Genomic DNA, 24,296 nt, shown 5'->3' with positions numbered 1-24,296 from the left:
CAGTTCGTCGTGGCGACCGCGATCTGGGCCTGGTACCGCTGGTGCGCCGCGGCGCACCAGCGGTACCAGGCCCAGATCGCGGTCGCCACGACGAACTGGCCGATCGCCCACGGCAGCAGCGTGTCACCGAGGGCGACGTGTGCCTGCACGAGCGGGGTGGAGGCCACCCGCTGCACCAGCCACTCGCCGGCGTTGGTCGCGAGCGGCACGCTGACGAGGCCGACAAGGGCGACGATCGGCGTCACCACGCCGAGCTTTCGCCGGAACGCCGGCCACAGCGCACCGATCACGGTCAGCAGCGCCGCAGCGGGCAGCACGATGACCACGACATGCACCAGCAGGATGTGAAGGGGGAGTCCGTTGACCTCGTTGGGGAGCATGAGCAGAGCCTACGCGGAGACGATCGCGTCGCCCGACACGGCGACGGAGACCGGCGACAGGCCCTTCACCGCCGGACCGTGGGTGACATCGCCGGTCGCCAGGTCGAAGGTCGAACCGTGGCAGGGGCACGCGAAATCCGTCTTCGCGAAGGCCACCGCACAGCCCTGGTGCGGGCAGACCGAGCTGAACGCGACGACGGAGCCCGCGGTGGGCTGTGCGACGAGCAGCGACTCGCCGTTGAAGGTGACGCTCGTCGCCTGGCCGACCGGAACATCCGCCAGCTTCGCGATCTCGGCTCCGCCGGCCGCGGCACCCGATCCGGCGCCGCCCGTCGCGGCTGCGGTCGGCACGGCGGGGGCGCCGGTGCCTGCGCTGGACGCCGCCGGTGCGGCACCCGTCTCGCCCCCGCCCGTGCTGCAGGCGGCGAGCAGAAGCGTTCCTGCTCCGATCACCCCTGTCGTTCCTGCGGTGATGACGACGCGGCGGCTGATGTTCGTTTTCTCGGTCATGATGCTCCTGTTCCTGCGGCGAGAGGGGGTCACTTGAGATACTTCTACCCGTACCTACGAGAACGCCCGGCGGGAGGTTCACATTCGGTTGAACTTTTTCTGATCGGCCGTCGTATATACGGGTGAAGCGACAGGAGGCGAGCATGACGGATGACCAGGCGACCCTGCTGCGCGAACTCCACGACCAGCATGCCTCCGCCCTGCTGCGCTTCGCCTGCCGCCTCACGAACGACCGCCAACTGGCCGAGGATGTGGTGCAGGAGACCCTGTTCCGGGCCTGGCGGAACGCCCGCATGCTCGAGACCACCGCAGAGGCGCGCCAGGCGTGGCTGTTCACCGTGGCCCGCAACCTCGTGATCGACGACTGGCGGAGTGCCCGGTCGCGCAACGAGATCGGCACGGACACGCTGCCGGAACGGGCATCCGCAGACCGTGTCGACGCGGCGCTCGAGGCCTGGCTGGTCGCCGAGGCCATCGCGACCCTGTCGCTGCCGCACCGGGAGGTGCTCGTGCACTCGTTCTACGGCCAGCGATCGGTCGCGGAGATCGCCGCGCACCTCGGCATTCCCGACGGCACGGTCAAGTCGCGGTTGCACTACGGGCTGCGCGCGCTGCGCCTGGCCCTGCAGGAGAAGGGGGTGACGAGGTGAGCGACGATCGCTATCGCGAGTGGGATGCCGCGTACGTGCTCGGTTCGCTCTCATCTGCCGAACGCCACGAGTACGAGCAGCACCTCGCCGGGTGCGCCGACTGCACCCGGGCACTGGCCGACCTCGCGGGCATGCCCGCCCTGCTCGCCTCGGTCTCGCCGGTCGAGGCGTTCTCGCTGCTCGACGATGCTGCTCCGGATGCCGGGACCGCACAGATGGGTGACGGCACCCGCGCGACCGACCGCCGCACCGAACGCCCGTCCGGCCAACCGGCCGACCGCCCCGCAGAGCGCCCGGCCTTCGCCGACCTCGCCCGCCGCGTGCGCCGCACCCGCACCCGCACCCGCCTGCTGGCCGCATCCGCAGCAGCGTTGGCGGTCGCCGCGGCCGTCGCCATCGCCCTGATCGTCAGCCTGCCGCCCGCGCAGCCCGGAACGTCGGCGCAGCCCCAGGCCGCAGCGCCCGCAACAGCCCCCGCGACGGCCCCCGCACCCGCATCCGTAGCCGAGGTCGCCTTCACCGCCGAGGTCGCGAGCCCGCTCGAAGCCGACGCGAAGTTGGCCGACGAGCCGTGGGGCACCCGCATCGACTGGACCTGCAGCTACCGCGGCGAGGCCGGCTCGGCCGAGGCGCTCGGCTACTCCATGCTGGTCACCGATCGGCAGGGCCGCAGTACAGAGGTCGCGAGCTGGATGTCGGGGCCGGGCACGACCGCCACCCCGACAGCGACCACGAGCATCCGGCGCGCCGACATCGCGTCGGTGTCGATCGTCGCGACCGAGAGCGGCACCGTGCTGCTGCGTTCGGTGCTCAGCCCGGCCGGGTAGCGGTCGGCGCCGGCTAGCCCTTGAGGGCGGCGCGGCGCGCATGCTGCGCCGGCACGGTCCACGCGGCACCGTTCACGATCGACAGCGACCACTCGGCGACGTCGTCGTCACCCAGCACGTGTTCGATCACGCAGTGCCCGGCGTTCGAGATGTTCGCGACCGGGCCGCCGCTGAGGGCGGCGAGGCCGAGCCGGATGAACGTGCCGTGCGCGACGACGATGACCCGCGAGCCGGGGCTGGTCTCGACGATCTCCCGCAGGGCGAGGGAGGCCCGCACGGCGACGGCCTCTTCGGTCTCGGCCTCGACGAACCCGCCCGGGATGCGGAGCGCGCGCAGTTCGTCGCCGTCCTGCATGCCCTCGGCGAGGCCGTAGTGACGCTCGACGAGCTCGGGGATCTCGCGCACCACCTCGAGCCCCAGCTCGGCGGCCAGGATGTCGGCGCTCTCGCGTGCCCTCGACAGCGGAGAGCAGACCACGAAATCCCAGTCGTCGGCGTTCAGCTCCGCTGCGGTGGCGCGCACCTGGGCGCGGCCCGTGTCGTTCAGGGGAACGTCTGACCTGCCCTGGATGCGGCGCTCGGCGTTCCAGTCGGTTTCACCGTGTCGAACGAGAGCGAGGGTGGTCGGAGCAGTCACGCTGACATTCTCGCACTGTCAGGCCGTACCCGGATTCTGCACGATCCCCCAGTCGAGATCGTCGACGACCCGGTCGTAGTCGGCGCCGAAGATGAAGGGGAGGGCGCGGAGCGGTTGCGGCCAGACCTGCTCGATCCGAGCGGAGGTCGGAGGCGGATCTTCGTCGTCGTGACGGTCGACCTGCGCCTGTTCGCGTACCTGTGTGCTCATGATGCCCCGATCGATTGGATGAACGGATCCGATCGGATCCGCCACCACCGGGGTCCTGGGCGGCGTTTGCCCCTCACGCTAACACCGTCGGCTGCGCCTAGACAAGGTGCGCCGCGGCGGGCATCCGGAAGGTCGCCGTCAGATGCTGAGGGTGCGGTTGACGATCTGGTCGGCGACCTGGCTGACGGGCTGGCCCGTCGACCGGGCATAGGAGCGGAGCTTCGCGAAGGCGCCATTCATGTCGAGCCCGGTGGAGTAGGCGATCAGCCCCTTGGCCTGTTCGATCACCACCCGGCTGTCGAGAGCGCGCTGCAACTGCTCCCGGGTCTGCTCGCTCTGGCGCAGTGCCCGTTCGTGCAGGATGCCGATGGTGGCGACGTCGGCCAGGGCCTGGGCCGCCGCCGCGTCGTGCTCGTTCAGCGGGCCCGTGGTCTCCCGAAAGAGGTTCAGCGCGCCCATCGTGTACCCACGCAGCCGAAGGGGCACGGCATGCACCGACAGGAAACCCTGTTCCAGGGCGCCGTCGTGAAAGAGGACCCACTCCGGGGGCACCTCTCGAATGTCGTCGACCGACACGACAGAACCGGTCTCGAAGCACGAGACGCACGGCCCGAGCCCGGTGCGCAGCTGCAGAATCTCGAGCAGCCGGGTGCGCTCGCTCGTGGAGGCGACGACTTCGAGCACGCCGCTCTCGTCTGCCAGGAGAAGCCCTGCGGCGGCAGCGTCGAGCAGGGTGGCGCAGGTGTCGACCAGCGTCTGCAGCAGGTCGACCACGTCGTAGCCGACGACGAGCGTGTCGGCCAGCGAGACGAAGGTCGAGGCGAGGAGTGCCTCACGGCTCTCTGCGGCCATCTGGCTAGGCACCCAGCGTCGGTGAGGAGAAGTCGAGGGTGCGCGAGACGACGTCGAACGCGACCTCGCGCACGGTCCGCTCGGAGGCGAAGGCGTGGGCGCGCAGCAGCAGCAGGGCATCCGTCGCCGACACTTCCAGCTGGGCGATGATCATGCCGGTCGCCTGGTGCACCTGCTTGCGCGAGAACCCGGGGCTGGGGTCGGCGTCGACGTCGACCCCAGCCTGGTCGAGATCGGCGACGACGCGCCTCAGCACCTGCCAGGCCGCGATCTCGCCGAGGGCTTCGACGTCGGCGATCTCGGTGTCTGTGAGGTCTCTCGCGTCGTGGGAGTACAGATCGACGGAGCCGACCTCGAGCTGGCCGAGCGCGAGCGGAAAGGCGAAGATCGCGCCGATGTCGAACTGCGCGAGCGCTTTCATGAAGACGGGCCAGTCGGGTCGAGGTTCGGCCGCGAGGTCGGGCCGGATGACCGGCTTCCCTGTGGCGATCGCATCCCAGCACGGGCCCTCGCCGAGATCGATCTGCAGCTCGTCGATACGGGCGGCCGCCGCGTCGCTCGCGCAGACCGTCGCCACGCCGAGACCACTCCCGATCGTCGAGAGCGCCGCGCCCGCGACCGGCAGCACCTTGAGGAAGGGCCTGCAGAGGCTCGGGCGGGTTCCGGATGCCGCGCCCCCCTCATGCGCCGTCGAGATATCCCTGATGGCCTCGTTGAAGACCGTTCTGTCGACCATGGCCCCTCCGGTTGCGCGCCGAACGCACGCCGGCAGGCGTGCGCGTGCCCCCAGCGTACTCGCGCTTGGTACGCTTGATGCGACGCCGTGGAACACACTGCGCGGCAGGCGAAACGCTGGGAGAAACGCTATGGAAGGTCTGTTCATCGGGCTGATCGCTCTCATCACGGCGGGAGTCGGCATCATCGGCATCGCAGCGGCGATCGCGATGTTCAAGTCGCCCTATCGCGACTGACCGCGACTGAGCACCTACGACCGGGTCGTCGCCCGGCTGAGGGCGGCGGGCTGCGTGTTCGCCGAAGACGAGGCCACTCTGCTTCTCGGTGAAGCACGGGATGCCGACGCTCTCGAAGACATGGTCGCCCGGCGGGTCGCCGGGTTCCCGCTCGAGCACATCGTCGGTTGGGCGCTCTTCGCGGGGCTGCGGGTGGGTGTGGATGCCGGGGTGTTCGTTCCGCGTCGCCGAACCGAGTACCTGGCCGGTGTGGCCCTGTCGCTCGCCCGATCGAGGGTCGCGAGCGCGCCGAACGGGCGGCCGCGGGTTCTCGACCTCTGCTGCGGATCGGGCGCCATCGCCCGAGCGGTGCAGGCGGGCATCCCTTTCGCGGAGCTCTACGCCGCCGACCTCGACCCGGCCGCCGTGCGGAACGCGGGGCGCACCCTCGGGCAGCCCGACCGGGTGTTCGAGGGCGACCTCTTCGACGCCCTCCCGGGCAGCCTCCGGGCCACCTTCGACGTCATCGTGGCGAACAGCCCGTACGTGCCCACGGAAGCACTCGAGCTGATGCCTCCCGAGGCGCGTCTGCACGAGGCCCGGCTGGCCCTCGACGGTGGCCCCGACGGGCTCGATCTGCAGCGTCGAATCGCGGCGGAGGCGCCCGGGTGGCTCGCCCCGGGCGGTTCCCTCCTGACCGAGGTGAACGAGGCCCAGGCGGGCGACGCGGCAGCCGCCTTCGAAGCCGCCGGCCTCTCGGTGGTCACGACGACCAGCGACGAGTACGAGGTCACCGTCGTGATCGGCCTCAGAGAACCAGTGACATCGTCGTGAGGTCGAGCCAGCGGCCGAACTTGGTGCCCACCTCGCGCACCGTTCCGGTCACCTCGAAGCCGAACGAGGCGTGCAGGCGGATGGATGCCGCGTTGCCGGCCTCGATGTCGGCCACGACCACGTGGTATCGGCCCGCCCGGGCACGTTCGAGCAGCGCCCCGAGCAGTGCGCGACCGATGCCGCGGCCTGTCGCGTCGGGCCGCAGGTAGATCGAGTCCTCCACGGTGTGCCGGAAGCCGCTCTTGCTGTGCCAGGCGCCGAGGCTGGCGTAGCCGAGCAGAACGCCGTCTTCTTCGGCGACGAGCACGGCATATCCGCCGCGGCTGTGCGCCTCGAGCCAGCCCGCGCGTTCGGCGAGGGTGACGGGCTCGTCGGTCCAGATGGCGACGGAGTTCTGGATGGCGTCGTTGTGGATGTCGAGGATGGCCGGCAGATCATCCGGAACCGCATCGCGTAGCTGCATGGTTGCCAAGCCTATGGCGAGGTCGGGCGACGCCGTAGATTGGAGGGGTGCAAGGAGGTGCGAGGTGGTGAGCAGGCGAGCGCGCCTCGGGCTGCTTCTGCGGCGCAACCGGCTCGACCTGATGCCGATCGACGCCGCGCTGGTCGCCCGGGCGGTCGATGAGGGCGTGCTGATCTCGAAGCTCGCACTCACGATGGCGACGAAGAACTTCGTCATCGTCGAGGCTCTACGGGAAGACCGCCGGTTCGACAGCGAGAGCGCGCGGGTGTTCGTGCGTTCGGAGCTCATCGACCTCGCCCTCGAACAGGTCAGTTACGCGCGGCGCATGCGCACCCAGTCGGCGACGCTGGCCGCGAAGAAGCGCAAGTCGGGCCAGCAGGCGGAGGAGGCGAGCGAAGAGCTGAAGCTGCTCACCCAGCGCCGCGTGACCTATTCGGCGCTGGCGTCGGAGCTCACCCGCCTGCGCGGGGTGCCTGCCTTCGTCGACGAGGTGGTCGAGACGGCCCGCGACAGCGCCTGGCAGGAGGTTCGGGGCAATGTCGAGGAGCGTCTCGACCGGGTCGCGGGCTCGGCGACCGAGCCCGACTATGCCCAGAAGCGGGCGGGGCGCATGATGGCGCTCCGCCACATCGACCTGCAGGCGCTCGGTCGAAACACGAAGGGCCGGGCTGCTCCGAAGCTACGTTGAGTCACCTTCGCTCAAGTTTTTGCGGCCGTCGGGAATGCTCCCCGGGGGTATCGCGTTGACTTGAGTCGAGGGCACTCACGTTTCATCAGGAGGACACATTGCCTAACACCCCAGACTTCACCGCGGGAGACCAGAACGAGGGCAACTCGTTCGACGAATTCCTCGCACGCTACCTGCAGGGAGAACGCCAGGCGCAGGCCGGACGCTCCATCGACATCAGCCGGCTGATGAGCCGTCGCACGCACGAGGTGCTGGCCGAGGCTGGTCGCTTCGCGCTCGAACACGGCCACAGCGAGCTCGACGCCCTGCACATCCTTCGCGTCATCGCGAACCAGAACCCCGCTGCCGACGCCATCCGCGGCGTCGGTGCCGACCCCGTCGCCATCGCCGACGCCGCCGAGCAGCGCCTGCCGCAGGCCGGCGGGCGCTCAGACACCGCCCCCGTGCTGACGCAGTCCGCGCAGCGCGCACTCTTTCACGCCTACCAGGTCGCCCGCGCCGCAGGCAGCACCTACATCGACCCCGAGCACGTGTTCTTCGCGCTCGTGATCAGCCAGGATTCACCGGCCGGGCAGGTGCTGGCCTCAGCCGGTGTCACCCCGGAGGCGTTGCAGGCGGGCATGCGCGACAGCGTCGGTGCACCCGCCGGTGCCGCTTCGACCGTCGGTGACGCTGCCGCCGACGGCGCATCCGAGACCCCGATGCTCGACCAGTTCGGCACCGACCTCACCGCGCTGGCGCGCGAGGGCCGACTCGACCCGGTGATCGGGCGTGCCGACGAGATCGAGCAGACCGTCGAGATCCTGTCTCGGCGCACCAAGAACAACCCCGTGCTGATCGGTGAGGCCGGCGTCGGCAAGACCGCGATCGTCGAGGGCCTCGCGCAGGCCATCGTCGAAGGCGGCGTGCCCGAGGCGCTGCGCGGCAAGCGTGTCGTCTCGCTCGACCTGCCGGCGATGCTCTCGGGAACCCGCTACCGCGGCGACTTCGAAGAGCGACTGACCAAGACAATGGACGAGATCGCCGAGCACCGCTCGGAGCTCATCGTCTTCATCGACGAGCTCCACACCGTGGTCGGCGCCGGTGGCGCAGGCGAGGGCGGCATGGATGCCGGCAACATCCTCAAGCCCCGGCTGGCCCGCGGCGACCTGCACCTGGTGGGTGCGACCACGCTTCGCGAATACCGCGGCATCGAGAAGGATGCCGCGCTCGAACGCCGGTTCCAGCCCGTGCAGGTGCCAGAGCCCTCCATCGAAGACGCCGTGCTGATTCTCTCGGGGCTCCGCGGCGCCTACGAGGAGCACCACGGTGTGACCTACACCGACGACGCCATCCGTGCATCTGTCGAGCTGTCGGCGCGCTACGTGACCGACCGTTTTCTGCCCGACAAGGCGATCGACCTGATCGACCAGGCCGGTGCGAGGCTGCGGCTGAAGCTCGGCAAGAAGGTCGACGCGTCGGCCCTGCTGGCGCGGCTCGCCGAGCTCGAGGCGTCGAAGAACTCGGCGGTGGCTGCCGAACACTACGAGGAGGCCTCGCGGCTGCGTGACGAGATGGAAGGGGTGCACGAGACGCTCCGTTCGCTCGGATCGCGCGCCTCGGCCGAATCGACGGGGGCAGAGGCGGATGCCGTCACCGTCGTCGACGAGGCCGAGATCGCTGCCGTCATCTCGCGGGCCACGGGCATCCCCGCCTCCCGCCTAACCGAGGTCGACCGCGTTCGTCTGGCTGCTCTCGAAGAGGAGCTGCACGACCGGGTCATCGGTCAGAACGATGCAGTCTCTGTGGTTGCGAAGGCCGTGCGACGCAACCGCACGGGCATGGGCGACCAGAACCGCCCTGTCGGCAGCTTTCTCTTTCTCGGCCCGACCGGTGTCGGCAAGACCGAGCTGGCGAAGACCCTCGCGGGCTCGCTGTTCGGTGACGAGAAGTCGATGCTGCGGTTCGACATGAGCGAGTTCGGCGAGCGGCACACCGTGTCGCGCCTCGTCGGTGCCCCTCCCGGATACGTCGGTTACGACGAGGCCGGTCAGCTCACCGAGCGGGTTCGCCGCAACCCGTATTCCGTCGTTCTCTTCGACGAGATCGAGAAGGCACACCCCGACGTGTTCAACCTGCTGCTGCAGGTGCTCGACGACGGTCGCCTGACCGACGGGCAGGGTCGCACGGTCGACTTCCGCAACACGGTCATCATCATGACCTCGAACCTCGGTTCGGAGTTCCTGGCGAGCCGCGGCGGGGCGATCGGCTTCGTGTCACCGAACGCCGAGAACGCGTTCGGCAGCGACAAGGCGCTGCGGGATCGGGTCATGGGCAAGCTCCGTGAGGCGATGCGGCCCGAGTTCCTGAACCGCATCGACGAGATCGTGCTCTTCCGCAAGCTCGAGCAGCCGCAGCTGCGGGAGATCGTGCAGCTGCTGCTCGGTGCAACGCGTGCCCGTCTTGCGGCGCACGACATCACGGTCACCGTGACCGACGCGGCGGTCGACGTGATCGCCGAGCACGGTTACGAGCCGGAGTACGGCGCGCGCCCGCTCCGCCGCGTCATCCAGCGCGAGGTCGACGACCAGATCGCCGACCTGCTGGTGACCGGTGAGCTGGTCGACGGTGGGCAGGTGACGGTGGATGCCGTCGCCGGCGCTCTCGTCGTCACCGGCGATGCGGCGTCGGTCATGACCCCGCTCGCGGCATAGCGTCTCGCTCACGCAGGCGACAGGCCGGGCCCCTCGCGGGTGCCCGGCCTTTCGTGTGCCCCGTGGCTGCCCCGCGGCTGCCCGCGGCTGCCGCCTTTCGCCACCCCCTTTCGCCGCCCGGGAATGTGCGTACGGTAAAGGGATGACCTCCCGATTCACAGCAGCGGACATTCCCGACCAGACCGGTACGACCTTCGTGATCACCGGCGCCAACAGCGGCCTCGGCGCAGCGGCGGCGACAGCGCTCGCGGGCCAGGGTGCGCACGTCGTGCTGGCGTGCCGCTCCCTCGAGCGGGGCGCCGAAGCGGCGAAACGCATGCCGGGAGAGGTGACTGTTCGCCAGCTCGACGTCGCCGACCTGGCTTCGGTGCGCCGGTTCGCCGAGCAGACCGAGACCGTCGACGTGCTCATCAACAACGCCGGCGTGATGGCGACGCCGGAGGGGCGAACCGCCGACGGCTTCGAGACGCAGCTGGGAACGAACTTCCTCGGTCACTTCGCGCTCACCGGGTTGCTGCTGCCGCAGATCACCGGCCGCGTCGTGTCGCTCTCGAGCCTCGCGCACATCATGGGGCGTATCGACGTCGCCGACCCGAACTACCTGCGCCGGCCGTATCGGCGCTGGGGCGCCTACGGGCAGTCCAAGCTGGCCGACCTGATGTTCGCCTACGAGCTCCACCGCCGGCTCAAGGCGTCGGGCTCGGCTGTGCGCTCGCTCGCCGCCCACCCGGGGCTCGCGCGCACCGAGTTGCACACGCACACCGATTCGGTGCAGAGCGCGCTCATCGCCGCGCTCACCGGTCTCGGCCAGAACGCCCAGATGGGCGCACTGCCGGTTCTGTACGCAGCGACGGCTCCGGATGCGGCGGGCGGCGACTACTTCGGCCCGGGCGGCCCGGGCGAGGTTCGCGGCTACCCGCGACCGGCGCTCTCGACCCCGGCGGCCCGCAACCTCTCCACGGCCGCAGACCTCTGGGCGATGGCCGAGGAACTGACCGGGGTGAGCTTTCTCTCCCCGGCCCCTGTCGGCAGTGCGGCCGTTCCGGTCGGCGGAGCCCCCAGCCCCCGGTCCCTGGCGACGGCAGCGGCCGTGACGGCTGGCGCAGCCCTGACGACGGCGGCCGTCGTCACCTGGCGGCGGGGGCGGAGCTGACGCTGGCCGCGGGGGAGCCGGCTGCGGGATGCTCGGCGGCGGGGTGTTCGGCGGGGGAGCCCGCACCGGCACTGTTCAGGCGACCGTAACCCGATCCGATGTGCAGCTCGATGAGGCGCTCGAAGTCGGGGTCGTGGCGGTTCAGAATGGCCTGGATGAGTTCGGCGTGCTCCTCGACGATGATGTTGTGGTAATCGTCGACCTTCTTGCGCCGCGCCAGGAGAAAGAGGGCGACCTGCCACTTGATCGCGGTCCAGGCCGTGTAGAGGCGCGAGTGGTCGGCCATGATGAAGACGCGTTCGTGGAAGTCGAGGTCGAGCCGCACGAGTTTCGCCTTGAGGTCGCTCTTCACGGCGAACTCCATCTCGCCGATGATGGCGTTCAGGTCGGCGATCGCCTCGGGGGTGATCCGCTCCATGGCGCGTGCCCAGGCAAGTTTCTCGAGCGCGATGCGGAGGGTGGAGAGTTCGAGGAAGTCCTGCGGCGAGAGCGAGACGACCGACGCTCCTTTATAGGGGAGTGAGACGACCAGCCCCTCCTGCTCGAGGTGCAGCAGGGCTTCGCGGATGGGGGCACGGCTGACGCCGAGCGTCGTCGAGAGGCTCACTTCGCTCAATCGTTCGCCCTGGTTCAGGCGCCCTTCGAGAATCTCTTCGCGAAGCTCGTTGACCGCCGCTCCGGAGAGCCCGGCCCGGGAGAGTGTGTCCATGCACACACCCTATACGATCAAAACTGCATTCAGTAGATTGTCGACAGTCTGCAGATTTGTGCTAGCGTGGCCCAATCAACAGCGCTACACCCAGTCGGCTGCTTGCTCCTGTGAAGGGTCCGACTCCAAGAGATGAGGGGTTATATCGTGAAACGAAGCTTGCGAGTCGTGCTGCTGGGCGCAGCCATGGCGATCGCACTCACCGCCTGCACCGCACCCGGGGGCTCCACGTCATCGGGCAGTGGATCGTCAGGTTCCTCCGAGACCGCGCTCTACGGCGGCACCATGACGACGGCCGCGGCATCCGACCCCGAGACCTTCGACCCGGCCGTCTGCACCGGCGCCACCTGCTGGAACATCATGCGCATGGTCTTCGACCGCATGTACGACTACGACGGCGCGACCAGCAACCTCAAGCTGCAGGCGGCCGAAGACTTCCCGACGGTCAGCGATGACGGCCTCACCTACACGATGAAGCTGAAGTCGGGTCTGACCTTCTCAGACGGATCCCCGGTCACCGCGAAAGACGTCGCGTACTCCTACGCCCGCGTTCTCGACCCCGCCACCAAGGCCGGCCTCGCCGAGTTCTGGAAGGGCATCGCCGGAGCGGCCGACTACGCCGCCAACCCGACGGGCCTGCCCAGCGGCATCGTCGTCGTCGACGACCTGACGCTGAAGATCACGCTCGCGACACCGAACTCGTCGTTCAAGTACGTGCTGGCGATGCCGGCCGGTTCGATCATCCCCGCCGACTCCGGTTCGACGATCGCGACGAAGCCCGTCGGCTCCGGCCCGTTCACGCTCGCCACTTTCGAGCCCGGCGTGCAGGTCATGCTCGACCGCAACCCGAACTACTGGGACTCGCCCCGGCCCTACGTCGACCACGTGCACATGATCCTGGGCGTCGACCCCGACAACCAGGTGCTGATGCTGCAGAAGGGCGACATCGACCTGATGGGCAGCCCGATCCCGCCGGCGAAGTTCCTGCAGGTCACGACCGACGCGAAGTACAAGGAACAGATCGTCACGATCGAGAAGCCGAGTACCTACTACCTGACGATGAACATGAACACGCCCCCCTTCGACAACCCGAAGGTGCGCGAAGCCGTCTCCTACGCCTTCGACCGCGACGGTCTGCTGAAGCTCGTCAACGGCCAGGGCAAGCCGGCCACCGAGTTCATTCCGCCGGGAGTGCTCGGCAACTCGGGTGAGAACCTCACCCAGGCCCAGAACGTCGAGAAGGCCAAGTCGCTGCTCGCCGAGGCGGGCTACCCGAACGGTTTCGACACCCAGTTCTACGCCTGGAACGTCGCACCCTTCTCGGCTCTCGCACCCCAGATGCAGCAGGACCTGAAGGCGATCGGCATCAACGCCGACCTGCAGACCCTGGCGCCGAACACCTTCGCCGAGCTCGCCGGCTCGGGCAAGGCTCCGCTCGCGCTGACCTTCTGGGTGGCCGACTACCCCGAGGGTTCGGACTTCCTGCAGGCGCTCCTCTCCTGCGCGACGGCCGTTCCCCAGGGCCAGAACTTCGCCTACTACTGCAGCCCCGAGATGGACGCTGACGTGCAGCAGGCGCTGGCCGCCACCGACCCGGCCCAGGCCACGGCCGACTACACGGCTGCGACGAAGATCATGCTCGCCGACAACCCCGTCGTGCCGCTCTACTTCGGCACGAAGACCGAGATCCGCGGCGCGAATGTGGGCAACTACTTCCCGCAGCCGATCTGGGGCTGGGACATGGCCGAGTACTGGAAGGCTGACGGAAGCACGGCCCGTTCCTAGCCTCTCCTGAACCCGTTCCGTTGCCGGTGGCCCTCCTGTCGCCGGCAACGGTTCCCTTTCCGAAAGGAAGCGCCCATGACCGCACTCCTCGACGTCTCCGACCTCGTCGTCGACTTTCCGACTGCCTCCGACGGGGTGTTCCACGCCGTCGACTCGGTCTCGTTCACGGTGAATGCCGGTGAACGGGTCGGCATCGTCGGGGAGTCCGGTTCGGGCAAATCCCTCACCTCCCAGGCCCTGATGCGCCTCGTTCCCTCGCCGGGTACCGTCTCCTCGGGCACGGTGCTCTTCGACGGGGCCGAAGTGATGGGCTTCAGTGCGAAGAAGCTGCAGAAGTGGCGCGGCTCGCAGACGGCGATGGTCTTCCAAGACCCGATGTCGAGCCTCAACCCGCTGATGCGCATCGGCCGGCAGATCACCGAATCGCTGCAGGAGCACCTCGGCCTCTCGAAGGCGGAGAGCCGCGTGCGGGCCATCGAGCTGCTGCAGCGGGTGGGCATCCCCGACGCCGAATCGCGGCTGAGCGACTTTCCGGGCGCGTTCTCGGGCGGCATGCGGCAGCGCGTCTGCATCGCCATCGCCACGGCGTGCTCGCCCCGACTGCTGATCGCCGACGAGCCGACGACCGCCCTCGACGTGACCGTGCAGGCCCAGGTGCTCGACCTGCTCGACCACATGGCGACCGAGCTGAACACCGGCGTCATCCTGATCAGCCACGACCTCGGCGTCATCTCCAGCTTCTGCGACCGCATCCTCGTCATGTACGCCGGCCGCATCGTCGAAGAGGGTACCGCAGAGCAGATCGTGGGCGACCCGCAGCACCCGTACACCCGGGCGCTGCTCGCCTCGATCCTGAAACTCTCCGAGCCCATCCCGCGCCGGCTGAAGTCGATCAGCGGTGCGCCGCCGCTGGCGGGTCGACGGGCATCCGGATGCTCGTTCGCACCCCGGTGCGCGCTGGCGGTCGACGCCTGCCTGACCATCGACCCTGCGCTCGTCGACACCGTGAACGGCCGACCCGGCCAGAAGGTGGCGTGCGGCGTCGCCGCGCCGGCCGCGTTCGAGTTCGCCGAGGGGGCGACCGCAGCATGAGCTCCGTACTTCTCGAGGTGGACGACCTCGAAGTGACGTTCCGGCGCTCCGCCGGCCCCGGCCGGAAGGCCGCATCCGTTCCCGCCGTGCGCGGGGTCAGCTTTCAGCTCGAAGCGGGCACGACGCTCGGCATCGCCGGTGAGTCGGGCTCGGGCAAGAGCACGATCGCGCGAACGCTGATGGGCATCAACAAGCCCTCCGGGGGGTCGATGCGGCTGAACGGCTCCGATGTGGGCGCCCTGCGCGGCCGGGAGCTCGCCGAGTACCGGCAGACCATGCAGATGATCTTCCAGGACCCGTACGACTCCCTCGATCCCCGCATGAAGGTGTCGGAGACGCTGCTCGAGGCGATCAAGCTGCGAAAGAACAAGCCGGCCAGCCCGCTCGGCGAGGTGTACCAGCTGCTCGAACGCGTCGGGCTCTCGAAGAGCTTCGCCTCGCGTCGGCCGAGGGAACTCTCGGGCGGCCAGCGGCAGCGGGTCTCCATCGCCCGCGCCCTCTGCGTCGACCCGCGCCTGATCCTCTGCGACGAGGCGGTCTCGGCGCTCGACGTCTCCGTGCGCGCCCAGGTGCTGAACCTGCTGAAAGACCTGCAGGAGGATCTGGGTCTCGCCTACCTCTTCATCTCGCACGACCTGTCGACCCTCCGGTTCATGGCCGACTACGTGGGCATCATGTACCTCGGCAAGATCGTCGAGCTCGGCACCCGCGACGAGATCTTCGAGCGGCCGCAGCATCCGTACACCCGCGCGCTGCTCTCCGCCGTTCCCGAGCCCGTCGTGGTCGACCGAACGGTGCGCCTGCCGAGGGTGCGCCTCACCGGTGAACCGCCGAGCTCCACGAACCCACCGACCGGCTGCAGCTTCCACCCGCGGTGCCCGCTGGCGCAGGAGGTCTGCCGCACGACGGCGCCCGCGCGCCGGGTGACCTCGTCGGGCCAGCTCGCGGCGTGCCATTTCGCCGAACCCGAACTGGTGGTGGCAGAGGCATGAGCGACGTCATTCCCGCAGCGGCCGCCGTCGACCCGTTCGCCCTCGGTGACAAGCCGGTCAGGTCCCGGGAGGTGTTCCGCAGCCTGAAGAAGGATCCGGCCGCGCTGGTCTCGATCATCGTGCTCATCGCGCTGGCTCTCATCGCGCTGGCCGCGCCACTCCTCTCGCCGCACGACCCGCTGCAGACCTACCCCGACATCGGTCTCGGGCCGCAGGGCCAGCCGCTGCCGCCCGGAACCCCCGGCTTCCTGCTGGGCACAGACGCCCTCGGCCGCGACGTGCTCTCGAGGCTCATCTACGGAGCGCAGGTGTCGCTGGTCATCGGCATCGTCGCGAACGGTCTGGCGACGGCCTTCGGCGTTCTCGTCGGCATCGTCGCCGGCTACTTCGGCGGAGTGGTCGAAGCCATTCTCATGCGCATCACCGATGTCGTGATCTCGTTCCCGATCCTGCTGCTCTGCACCGCGCTCATCGCGGTGACGACCCGCAGCACCTTCAACGTCATCATCGTGATCGCGCTCATCTACTGGACGACGCTGGCCCGCATCATCCGGAGCATGGTCGTCTCGCTGAAGGAGCGCGAGTTCGTGGTCGCGTCGCAGACGCTCGGGCTCTCGCACCGGTCGATCATGTGGCGCCACATCCTCCCGCACCTGGTGCCGGCGATCATCGTCTACACGACGCTCGGCGTGGCCTCGAGCATCCTGATCGAGAGCGCCCTGTCATTTCTCGGCATCGGCGTTCCCATCCCCTCGCCCTCGTGGGGCCAGATGATCTCCGATGGCAGCACGTACTTCCAGATCGCTCCGTGGATGCTCTTCATCCCGGGTATCTGCCTGATTCTCACGGTGATGGCCTTCAACCTGGTCGGCGACTGGCTGAGCGACATGCTCAACTCGACGACCCCGACGGCGAGGTAGGGCCATGACCTGGTGGATTCTGCGGAGGCTCGGGCAGATGCTGATCGTGCTGTTCGGCGTCGTCAGCCTCGCGTTCCTGCTCGTCTACGCCGTGCCGGCCGACCCCGCGTCGACGCTCGCAGGGCCGAACGCGAGCGCCGCGACGATCGCCTCGATCCACGCGCAACTCGGTCTCGACAACCCCCTCTGGCAGCAGTACCTCGGGTTCATCGGCCGCCTGCTGACGGGCGACCTCGGCACGTCGTACGTTCTGCGGGAGACACCGGTCTTCGGCAGAATCGTGGCGGCGCTGCCGACCACCCTGCTGGTGGCGGTGGGCGGAATCATCTGGCAGATCATCCTCGGGGTGCCCGCCGGTATCTACGCGGCCTACCGGCGCGGCAGCTGGGTCGACCGTCTCGTGACGTTCCTCTCGCTGATCGGGCTCTCCGCACCGCCGTTCTGGCTCGGGCTGCTGCTGATCTACTACTTCGCGTTCAGCTGGGGGCTCTTCCCCCTCAACGGCCTCGGCAGCCCCGTCTTCTGGTACCTGGTGCTGCCGACTTTCACACTCGGGGCCGGTGGTGGCGCCTGGTATGCGCGCATGACCCGCACGAACATGATCGAGACGCTCGACTCGCCCTTCGTGCGCATGGCGCGGGCGAAGGGGATGCCCGAACACGTCATTCTCTGGCGCCACAGTTTTCGGCACATCGCCATTCCGCTGCTCACCATGATCGGGCTCGATTTCGGCTACTTCCTCGGCGGGGTGGTGATCGTGGAGACCGTGTTCGGCCTGAACGGCATCGGCCGGCTCGCCTTCGACGCGATCTCGAACCTCGACACCCCGATGATCGTCGGCACGGTTCTCTTCGCCGCCATCTTCATCGTGGTCGTCAACTTCATCGTCGACCTTCTCTACTCCGTCATCGACCCGCGCGTGCGGCTGAACAGCTGACGCACCTCATCCAAGGAGAAAACACACAATGGAAACACCCAAACTGCGCGTAGCCGTCATCGGTGCCGGCCGCTGGGCCGTTCGTTCGCACATCCCCGGCTGGCAGCGCGACCCCCGCGTCGAGGTCGTCGCGATCGCCGAGGTCAATGAGGAGGCCCTCGCCGCCGCCGCGGAGGAGTTCGGCATCGCCCGCGCCGTGACCGACTACCGCGAGCTGGTGAACGACCCCGACATCGACGTCATCGACGTCGCGACCGGCAACGCGATGCACTTCGAGATCTCGATGGCCGCCATCGCGGCCGGCAAGCACGTGCTCTGCGAGAAGCCGGTCAACAGCGACTACCTCGAGACGCGTCGCGCTGCGGCACTCGCCGCCGAGAAGGGCGTCAAGACCAAGCTCGGCTTCACGTTCCGTTTCGCCCCGGCCATCCAGTTCGCCAAGCACCTGATCGACACCGGCTACATCGGCGAGCCCTACATGTTCAACGGCTACGAGCAGAACAGCCAGTGGCTCGACCCGCAGACGCCGCTCCGCCAGGTCGACCTCGAGGCGTCACCCGACCGCATCGCTGTCTCGTCGATCGAGGGCTACGGCGCCCCGATCATCGACATCATGCACTGGTGGGTCGATGCTCCGATGACGAGCGTCGTCGGAACGATGCGCAACTTCGTACCCGAGCGCATGGTGCGCGACACGGGCAAGATGCAGGCGATGAACATCGACGACGGTGACATGTGGATCGCGGAGTTCGAGAAGAACCGGCTCGCGAGCATCCAGTCGTCGTATGTGACGGTCGGCAACTACCCGGGCATCGAGGCGCGCATCTACGGCTCAGAGGGTGCGATCATCGTGCGCCTCGTCGAGGAGGCCGGTATCTGCCAGACCATCAAGGTCGCCAAGAAGGACTCGGTCGAGTTCGTCGAGCTGGAGATTCCACAGGAGTTCTTCCCCGAGGGCGGCGCATCCAGCGAGCCGTGGCCGTTCCTCTTCTACTCGAACCTCGTGAAGGACTTCGCCACCGAGATCCTCTCGGGCGACGACTTCAACCAGGGCAACTTCGACCAGGGCGCGCTCGTGCAGGAGACGATCAACGCGTTCGAGAAGTCGTTCCGCACGCGCGCCTGGTGCGACTTCCCGCTGGCGGTCGAGGCTCGCGATGCCGCCTCCGATGCCGCGACCGACGCAGACGTGCAGGTCGAGCAGCCCGTCGGCGCCGGGGCATGAGCCTCGACAGCACCCTCGCCCGCACCGCAGTCGGGCATCCCGCCCACCACTGGGGCGACCTGGCCGACGACGCGGCAGCCGCCGAGATGCTGCAGTTCGCGCTGGCGGCGGTGGATGCCCGGGGTGTGAGCTACGCGGACGCCCGGCTGATCGAGGCCGAAGAGCTGCGCCTGTACTCCACCCTCGACGCCGGCCTCGACGAGCGCGTCGAGAACAACCTCGGAATCGGCATCCGTGTGCTGCTCGACGGAAGCTGGGGCTTCGCCTCCCTGCCCGTCACGAGTACGGCCGACATCACGCTCGCCGCGGAGCGCGCGCTCAGCAACGCCCGGGCCGCAGGCTCCGTGACGAATGCCTACCGCACCTCGCTGCCGCCGAAGCCCGCGGCGAGCGGCAGCTACCTGAGCCCCGTCGTCACCGACCCGTTCTCGATCACCGCTTCGACCCGGTATGACCTGCTCGAGGGCATCCTCGCGGCGGCCAGCGCACCGGTCGAGGTCGTCATGGCGCAGGCCGGCCTGAACGCGAAACGCCAGCACCGGCACTTCGCGAACACCGAGGGGTCGGTTCAGCACCAGCACTTCATCGAGAGCGGGGCGATGGCCCTGGTCAACGCGGTCGGCAACGGCACTATGCAGCGCCGGTCGTTCCCGAACTCGTTCCACGGCAACACCGCGCAGGCGGGCTGGGAGTACGTCGAAGGCCTCCGCATGATCGACGAGGCCGACCGCATCGGGCGCGAGGCGGTCGAACTGCTGACCGCACCCCTGGCCCCCGCCGGTCACGCCGACTTCATCATCGGGCCGGCGCAGATGGCGCTCCAGATCCACGAGTCGACCGGGCACGCCCTGGAGCTCGACCGCATCCTCGGCGACGAGGCCAACTACGCGGGCACCTCGTTCATCACCTCGGATGCGGTGGGGAAGCTGAAGTACGGTTCGCCGGCGGTCAACATCACCTCCGACCCCACCGTGCCCGGCACCCGCGGATCGTTCGGGTTCGACGACGAGGGCGTTCCGGCGCTCCGCCGGCCGCTGATCACGGAGGGCATCATCACCGACTTCCTCTCGACGAGGGATTCGGCGGCGCGCATCGGGGCCGAGTCGACCGGTGCGGCCCGCTCCGACGGCTGGGGCTACCTGCCCGTGTGCTTCGCCACGAACGTGTTCCTCGAACCGGGCGAGGGCACCACTGCCGAGCTCGAGGAGCGCCTCGGCGAGGGGTTCTACATCGACGACAACCGCAGCTGGTCGATCGACGAGCGGCGCCACAACTTCCAGTTCGGCACCGAGGTGGCCTACGAGGTGAAGAACGGCAAGCGCGGGCGACTGCTCCGCGGCTTCTCGTACGGCGGCACCACCCCCGAGTTCTGGCAGTCGGTCGAGGCCGTCGCCGGCCCGAGCGAGTTCAAGGCGTTCGGCATGCCGTGCGGCAAGGGCGAACCGAAGCAGTGGGGCTTTCTCGGCCACGGGGCGTCGCCGACGCTCGTACGCAACGTTCGAATCGGAGTGGACAGATGACCGACATCGCCAGAGACACCTTCGCCCCCGCCTTCGGCGGCGACCGCGCGACGGGAGCCCTCGAACAGGCCCTGGAGGGTGCACCCGCCGATCGCATCGAGGCGTTCATCACCTCCCGCCGGGGCGACTTCACCCGGTTCGCCGGCCAGCGCATCCACCAGAGCCAGGCCATCGACGAGGTGCAGATCATGGTGCGGGCCGAGGTCGACGGCCGGGTCTCCCGGGCGGCGGCCAGTTCGTTCGACGGTCTGCAGGCCGCGGTCGAGCGCAGTTGCGCTGCCGCGTCGCAGCAGGCGGCAGACGGCGTCGCGAAGGCTCCGCAGCACACGGCGCTGCCGGCGCCCGGAACCGACCGGTTCGCCGAATCGTTCGATTCGGGCATCCTGTGGGGCGACGACACCGCAGCCTGGTCGGTCGACGAGCATGCCCGGCTGGCCGACCGCGCGATGAACGAGGCGCAGGCGCTCGGTGGCGTGGCCGCCGGGATGTTCGGCAGGGCGGTGACAGAGGTGGCGTTCCACGACCGGGAGTCGCACCTGTCGCGCTACGCCGCGGCCTCCGAGGCACAGGGGTCGCTCACGGTGCGGATCGACGACGGCTCGTCGCACTGGAAGGATCTCACCCGTTTCTCGAACCGGCTCGGAGCAGAGGCGGCCGTCGAGCGCGCCCTCGCCGAGGCATCCCGCACCCGCGGCCGGGCGAAGCTCGACGCGGGGGAGTACGACGTGGTTCTGGGGCCGCTCGCCGCCGGTGAGCTGCTCGACTTCTTCGGGGCCTTCGGCTTCACCGGCTCGGCGCTCGCGGCGGGCTTCGGCGCTGTCGCCACCCGGGGCGGCCAGCAGGTGGCCTCGCCGCTGGTCTCTGTGCACGACGACGCGACGGCCGACATCGGTCTGCCGTTCCCGTTCGACTTCCAGGGCACCTCGAAGCGCGATGTTCCGATGATCGCGGGCGGCAGGGCAGAGTCCGTGGTCACCGACCGCGAGACCGCCTTCGCCCTCGGCACCGAATCGACGGGCAACTTCCACATCGCGCGCGAGGAGGCGCCGCACGCCATCCCGATGAACGTCGTGCTGCGGGCATCCGACGCGACCGAAGACGAGCTCATCGCCGGTATCGACAACGGCGTGTACCTGCAGCGCTTCTGGTACACCCGCACGGTCGACCCGGTGAAGACGACCATCACCGGGGTGACGCGCGACGCCTGCTTCGCCATTCGCAACGGCCGCATCGACCACCCCGTGGAGTCGATGCGCTTCACGATGAGTGTTCTGGATGCCCTGGCCCGCGTCGACGGCGTCGGCCGCGACTCTCTCAGCCAGCCGCTCATGAACGTCTTCAACGGCTCGGCCACGTCGCCGGCCATTCGGGTTCGGGGCTTCTCGCTCGGCACCGCACCCGTCGCGAAAGGAAACTGATGGCCCTCCGCACCAACGCCGACCGGCTCGTCGCCCAGACCCTCACCGGTGAGGTGTGGCCGCCGCTCGCCGACCGCCACGGTTACCGGGTCGACGCCGACGGGCATCCCTTCCTCCTGCCCGGCATGGGCGGGGTCAGCATGGCCGCACACATCGGCGAGGCCGCGACCGGCTACGCCAGCGACCACCTCGAGCCGGGGCTCTCGATCCGGCACGCGAACGAGGGCGCGAACGCCGCGCTGCAGTTCCTCAGCTGTGTGGGCAACCGGGTGACCGTTCGGTCCGGGCCGGCAGCCGGCGCGACGGGTACCGTGTTCGGCCAGCACGCGTATGTGCTGGCCGACTTCGACGACGACGCACTCAGCCTCGTGACGACCGGCGACAGGGTCAGCGTCGAAGCGTACGGCCAGGGGCTCGTGCTGCACGATCATCCCGCTGTTCGGGTGAAGAACCTCGACCCCCGACTGCTCGACCGGCTGCCGTTCAGCACGGCTGACGACGGCACGCTGGCGGTGCAGGTGGCGAAGCGGGTGCCTGCGGAGGCGGCGGGAGCGGGCGGCGGCATGCTGTCGGAGTTCGCGAACACCGACCTGATGGGCGCCTACCCCGGTCTCTCAGAAGACCTCTCGCTCGGCCTCGAGTCGCTGCGCATCGGCGACCTCGTTCTGCTCGAAGACCAGGACCACTCCTACGGCCGCGGCTACCGGCCGGGCTGGATCACGATCGGCGTGATCTCGACGGGGGAGTGCCGTCTGTTCGGGCACGGACCGGGCCCCTCGACCCTGCTGTCGGGGCCGGCGTCGGCCTTCACCGTGACCGAGAGCGAGGAGGCGAACCTGGCCGTCGCGCTCTCCTCCTCCTCGGCCTCCTCTCCTTCCACCTCCACCACCTCCACCTCCACCACCTCCACCTCTTCCTCCTCGATTCCGGAGACCACCCATGCCTGACCTCGTCGCGAACAACCTGCTCGGGCTCGCCGAACACGCCGCGCTCACCCCGATGGTCGCGTACCGCATCGACAGGGACGGGCATCCCTACGTGCCCGTCGGCGACGGCGGAATCGTGCAGGGCGTTCACCTCGGCGACTCGGTGTTCGCGACCGACGGCGATCACGTCGCGCCGGGCGTCAGCCTCGTGCACGGCGACCCGGCGGCGCGTTTCGCGCTCACCGCGTTCTCCTGCATCGGCAACGAGGTCGTCGTGCGTTCCGGGCTCGCCACGGGCGCCGTCGGCCGGGTGGTCGGCAAGCGCGGTGAGAGCGGCCGGGTCATCGTGTCGCTGCCCGACGACGTGCTGGCCGACCTGCTCCCGGGCGACCAGTTCAGCGTGCGCTCGGTCGGCCAGGGCTTCGTGCCCGAGGGCCTGCCCGAGGGGGTGGCCGTGATGAACGTCGACCCCGAGCTGTTCGCGCTGCTGCCGTTCGGCGCCGGCGACGACGTGCTCTCCGTCGCCCTCGCCGGCACGCTGCCCAGCAAGGTCTGCGGCAACGGCATCGGCCGCCCCGCCCAGATGTGGGACGTCGATCTCGCCGTCGTCGCCGACTCGCCCGACCTCGCCGGCCGCGACATGCGCCTCGGCGAACTCTGGGCGGTCGAGAACCTCGACGTGCGCCACAACATGGGCTACCGCCGCGACTGGGTCACGATCGGCCTCATCTGCCACGGCGGCTCCCCGATGCCCGGCCACGGCCCCGGTCTCGTGCCGATGGTGACCGGACCGCGGAGTGCGTTCCGCTTCGAGCTGCAGGATGCCGAGGCCGTCCCCGCACTGACCGAGTCGGTTCTGGCGGCCCTGCCCAGCCGGGTACGGTGAGGGTCATGCCCACGAAGGTGCTCATCTCCACCTACCTCGAACCCGCGCTCGTCGACCGCATCGCCGCCGAATCCGACGTCGAGGTGCTCTACGCCCCCGAGCTGCTGCCGGTTCCCCGCTACACGGCCGACCACGGGGGAGCCCGGCCGGAGCTCGACGAGGCGGGCAGGCAGCGCTGGCTCGGTCTCCTGGCGCAGGCCGACGTCGCCTTCGACTTCGACTGGAACGACCCCGCGGCGCTGCCGACGACTGCGCCGAACCTCCGCTGGATCCAGGCCACCAGCGCCGGCATCGGCGCCTTCATGACCCGCACCGGGCTCGACGCCAGCGGCATCACGGTCAGCACAGCGGCCGGAACCCACGCCATCCCGCTCGCCGAGTTCGCCCTCACCGGCGCGCTGTACTTCGTGAAGGGCGTTCCTTTTCTGCGCCAGCAGCAGCAGCGGCACGAGTGGCAGCGCTACACCACGCGTCAGCTCGCGGGGCTGCGGGTCGCGGTCGTCGGCATCGGCGGCATGGGCAGCAATGTCATCGCCACCTTCCACGCCCTCGGAGCCCGGGTCACCGGTGTCGGCCGCGTCGGCGGGTCGTACGAGCTGCCCGAGGGGGTCGCGCTCAGCGACATCGGGCGGCTGGGCGAGGTGCTCCCGGCGACCGACATCCTCGTGCTCTGCTCGGCGCTGACACCCGAGACCGAGGGGCTCATCGGCCGGGAGCAACTGGCCCAGCTGCCGGAGGGCGCCATCCTGGTCAACATCTCGCGAGGCCAGATCGTCGACGAAGAGGCGCTGATCGAGGCCCTGTCGAGCGGCCGGATGCTCGGGGCGGCGCTCGACGTCGTGAACCACGAGCCGCTGGCCGCCGACTCCCCGCTCTGGGAGCTCGAGAACGTGCTGCTGTCGCCGCACTCCGCGTCGACCGTGGCGAGCGAGAACGAGACGCTGGTCGACCTCTTCGTCGACAACCTGCGCCGCCTCCGGGCGGGCCGCCCCCTCCGCAACCTCTACGACCCCGCCCGGAGGCGGCGCAGGTTGTCGAC

25 protein-coding genes are annotated in these 24,296 nt (G+C 69.3%); 17 read left to right on the top strand and 8 right to left on the bottom strand.

Annotated elements, in window-relative coordinates:
* Nucleotides 1-380, bottom strand: a 380-nt coding sequence (locus C5B96_RS14620) for a DUF2231 domain-containing protein (RefSeq protein ID WP_104246092.1), incomplete at its 3' end; no start/stop codon positions are given.
* Between the two features lie 9 nt (nucleotides 381-389).
* Nucleotides 390-890, bottom strand: a complete 501-nt coding sequence (locus C5B96_RS14615) for a Rieske (2Fe-2S) protein (RefSeq protein ID WP_104246091.1) — start codon at nucleotides 888-890, stop codon at nucleotides 390-392.
* 143 nt (nucleotides 891-1,033) lie between these two features.
* Here C5B96_RS14615 and C5B96_RS14610 point away from each other — a divergent pair, with 143 nt between their 5' ends.
* Nucleotides 1,034-1,540, top strand: coding sequence for a sigma-70 family RNA polymerase sigma factor (locus C5B96_RS14610; RefSeq protein ID WP_104246090.1), 507 nt, complete (start codon nucleotides 1,034-1,036; stop codon nucleotides 1,538-1,540).
* Nucleotides 1,537-2,367: an anti-sigma factor gene (locus C5B96_RS14605; protein ID WP_104246089.1), complete on the top strand. Its 831-nt coding sequence runs from the start codon at nucleotides 1,537-1,539 to the stop codon at nucleotides 2,365-2,367. The genes C5B96_RS14610 and C5B96_RS14605 overlap by 4 nt, the downstream gene beginning before the upstream one ends.
* 13 nt (nucleotides 2,368-2,380) lie before the next feature.
* Here the strand turns inward: C5B96_RS14605 and C5B96_RS14600 are convergent, their stop codons facing one another.
* The 4 genes from C5B96_RS14600 to C5B96_RS14585 form a co-directional block, all read right to left on the bottom strand.
* Nucleotides 2,381-3,004, bottom strand: coding sequence for a histidine phosphatase family protein (locus tag C5B96_RS14600; RefSeq protein ID WP_104246088.1), 624 nt, complete (start codon nucleotides 3,002-3,004; stop codon nucleotides 2,381-2,383).
* A gap of 18 nt (nucleotides 3,005-3,022) precedes the next feature.
* A complete protein-coding gene (locus C5B96_RS14595) occupies nucleotides 3,023-3,214 on the bottom strand; it encodes a hypothetical protein (protein ID WP_146078200.1) in 192 nt (63 codons plus the stop codon).
* A gap of 138 nt (nucleotides 3,215-3,352) precedes the next feature.
* Nucleotides 3,353-4,066 carry a GAF and ANTAR domain-containing protein gene (locus C5B96_RS14590; RefSeq protein WP_104246086.1) on the bottom strand — a complete coding sequence of 238 codons (714 nt, stop codon included), beginning with the start codon at nucleotides 4,064-4,066 and terminating at the stop codon, nucleotides 3,353-3,355.
* Between the two features lie 4 nt (nucleotides 4,067-4,070).
* A complete protein-coding gene (locus tag C5B96_RS14585; protein WP_104246085.1) occupies nucleotides 4,071-4,802 on the bottom strand; it encodes a GAF and ANTAR domain-containing protein in 732 nt (243 codons plus the stop codon).
* Nucleotides 4,803-5,043: 241 nt separating this feature from the next.
* Here C5B96_RS14585 and C5B96_RS14580 point away from each other — a divergent pair, with 241 nt between their 5' ends.
* Nucleotides 5,044-5,850, top strand: coding sequence for a putative protein N(5)-glutamine methyltransferase (locus C5B96_RS14580; protein WP_104246084.1), 807 nt, complete (start codon nucleotides 5,044-5,046; stop codon nucleotides 5,848-5,850).
* Here the strand turns inward: C5B96_RS14580 and C5B96_RS14575 are convergent.
* On the bottom strand, nucleotides 5,825-6,313 hold the full coding sequence (locus tag C5B96_RS14575; protein ID WP_104246083.1) for a GNAT family N-acetyltransferase: 489 nt from the start codon (nucleotides 6,311-6,313) through the stop codon (nucleotides 5,825-5,827). The two genes, C5B96_RS14580 and C5B96_RS14575, sit on opposite strands and share 26 nt — an antisense overlap.
* Before the next feature lie 64 nt (nucleotides 6,314-6,377).
* On the opposite strand from C5B96_RS14575, the gene C5B96_RS14570 reads away from it, so the two are divergent.
* The 3 genes from C5B96_RS14570 to C5B96_RS14560 all read left to right on the top strand — a co-directional run bounded on the left by C5B96_RS14570 (nucleotide 6,378) and on the right by C5B96_RS14560 (nucleotide 10,847).
* Entirely contained in the window at nucleotides 6,378-7,001 is a 624-nt protein-coding gene (locus C5B96_RS14570; protein ID WP_104246082.1) for a hypothetical protein, read from the top strand.
* Between the two features lie 98 nt (nucleotides 7,002-7,099).
* Complete coding sequence (locus tag C5B96_RS14565; protein ID WP_233189223.1) at nucleotides 7,100-9,694, top strand: ATP-dependent Clp protease ATP-binding subunit; 2,595 nt, start codon at nucleotides 7,100-7,102, stop codon at nucleotides 9,692-9,694.
* 142 nt (nucleotides 9,695-9,836) lie between these two features.
* Nucleotides 9,837-10,847 carry an oxidoreductase gene (locus tag C5B96_RS14560; protein WP_104246081.1) on the top strand — a complete coding sequence of 337 codons (1,011 nt, stop codon included), beginning with the start codon at nucleotides 9,837-9,839 and terminating at the stop codon, nucleotides 10,845-10,847.
* Here the strand turns inward: C5B96_RS14560 and C5B96_RS14555 are convergent.
* Nucleotides 10,822-11,556: a GntR family transcriptional regulator gene (locus C5B96_RS14555; protein ID WP_104246080.1), complete on the bottom strand. Its 735-nt coding sequence runs from the start codon at nucleotides 11,554-11,556 to the stop codon at nucleotides 10,822-10,824. The two genes, C5B96_RS14560 and C5B96_RS14555, sit on opposite strands and share 26 nt — an antisense overlap.
* A gap of 147 nt (nucleotides 11,557-11,703) precedes the next feature.
* On the opposite strand from C5B96_RS14555, the gene C5B96_RS14550 reads away from it, so the two are divergent.
* The 11 genes from C5B96_RS14550 to C5B96_RS14500 all read left to right on the top strand — a co-directional run.
* Nucleotides 11,704-13,341 (top strand): ABC transporter substrate-binding protein, encoded by a 1,638-nt coding sequence (locus C5B96_RS14550; protein WP_158507198.1) that lies wholly within the window; start codon nucleotides 11,704-11,706, stop codon nucleotides 13,339-13,341.
* Between the two features lie 75 nt (nucleotides 13,342-13,416).
* Nucleotides 13,417-14,433 carry an ABC transporter ATP-binding protein gene (locus C5B96_RS14545; RefSeq protein ID WP_104246078.1) on the top strand — a complete coding sequence of 339 codons (1,017 nt, stop codon included), beginning with the start codon at nucleotides 13,417-13,419 and terminating at the stop codon, nucleotides 14,431-14,433.
* Nucleotides 14,430-15,425, top strand: coding sequence for an ABC transporter ATP-binding protein (locus C5B96_RS14540; protein ID WP_104246093.1), 996 nt, complete (start codon nucleotides 14,430-14,432; stop codon nucleotides 15,423-15,425). Before C5B96_RS14545 ends, C5B96_RS14540 begins: the two co-directional genes overlap by 4 nt.
* On the top strand, nucleotides 15,422-16,345 hold the full coding sequence (locus C5B96_RS14535; RefSeq protein WP_104246077.1) for an ABC transporter permease: 924 nt from the start codon (nucleotides 15,422-15,424) through the stop codon (nucleotides 16,343-16,345). Before C5B96_RS14540 ends, C5B96_RS14535 begins: the two co-directional genes overlap by 4 nt.
* A gap of 4 nt (nucleotides 16,346-16,349) precedes the next feature.
* On the top strand, nucleotides 16,350-17,282 hold the full coding sequence (locus C5B96_RS14530; RefSeq protein WP_104246076.1) for an ABC transporter permease: 933 nt from the start codon (nucleotides 16,350-16,352) through the stop codon (nucleotides 17,280-17,282).
* 28 nt (nucleotides 17,283-17,310) lie between these two features.
* On the top strand, nucleotides 17,311-18,507 hold the full coding sequence (locus tag C5B96_RS14525) for a Gfo/Idh/MocA family protein (RefSeq protein ID WP_104246075.1): 1,197 nt from the start codon (nucleotides 17,311-17,313) through the stop codon (nucleotides 18,505-18,507).
* Entirely contained in the window at nucleotides 18,504-20,027 is a 1,524-nt protein-coding gene (locus C5B96_RS14520) for a TldD/PmbA family protein (protein WP_104246074.1), read from the top strand. Before C5B96_RS14525 ends, C5B96_RS14520 begins: the two co-directional genes overlap by 4 nt.
* Complete coding sequence (locus tag C5B96_RS14515; protein ID WP_104246073.1) at nucleotides 20,024-21,445, top strand: TldD/PmbA family protein; 1,422 nt, start codon at nucleotides 20,024-20,026, stop codon at nucleotides 21,443-21,445. The genes C5B96_RS14520 and C5B96_RS14515 overlap by 4 nt, the downstream gene beginning before the upstream one ends.
* Complete coding sequence (locus tag C5B96_RS14510) at nucleotides 21,445-22,392, top strand: DUF4438 domain-containing protein (protein ID WP_199176668.1); 948 nt, start codon at nucleotides 21,445-21,447, stop codon at nucleotides 22,390-22,392. Before C5B96_RS14515 ends, C5B96_RS14510 begins: the two co-directional genes overlap by 1 nt.
* The gene (locus tag C5B96_RS14505) at nucleotides 22,385-23,257 is read left to right on the top strand and encodes a DUF4438 domain-containing protein (protein WP_104246071.1); all 873 of its coding nucleotides are present in this window, start codon (nucleotides 22,385-22,387) and stop codon (nucleotides 23,255-23,257) included. The genes C5B96_RS14510 and C5B96_RS14505 overlap by 8 nt, the downstream gene beginning before the upstream one ends.
* A gap of 5 nt (nucleotides 23,258-23,262) precedes the next feature.
* The coding region (locus C5B96_RS14500; protein WP_104246070.1) for a D-2-hydroxyacid dehydrogenase at nucleotides 23,263-24,296 on the top strand (1,034 nt) is incomplete at its 3' end.

Source organism: Subtercola sp. Z020 (assembly GCF_002931235.1).
Lineage (GTDB): Bacteria > Actinomycetota > Actinomycetes > Actinomycetales > Microbacteriaceae > Subtercola.
Note: the sequence above shows the minus strand (reverse complement) of the source record. Positions and strands in the feature narration are given on the sequence as shown.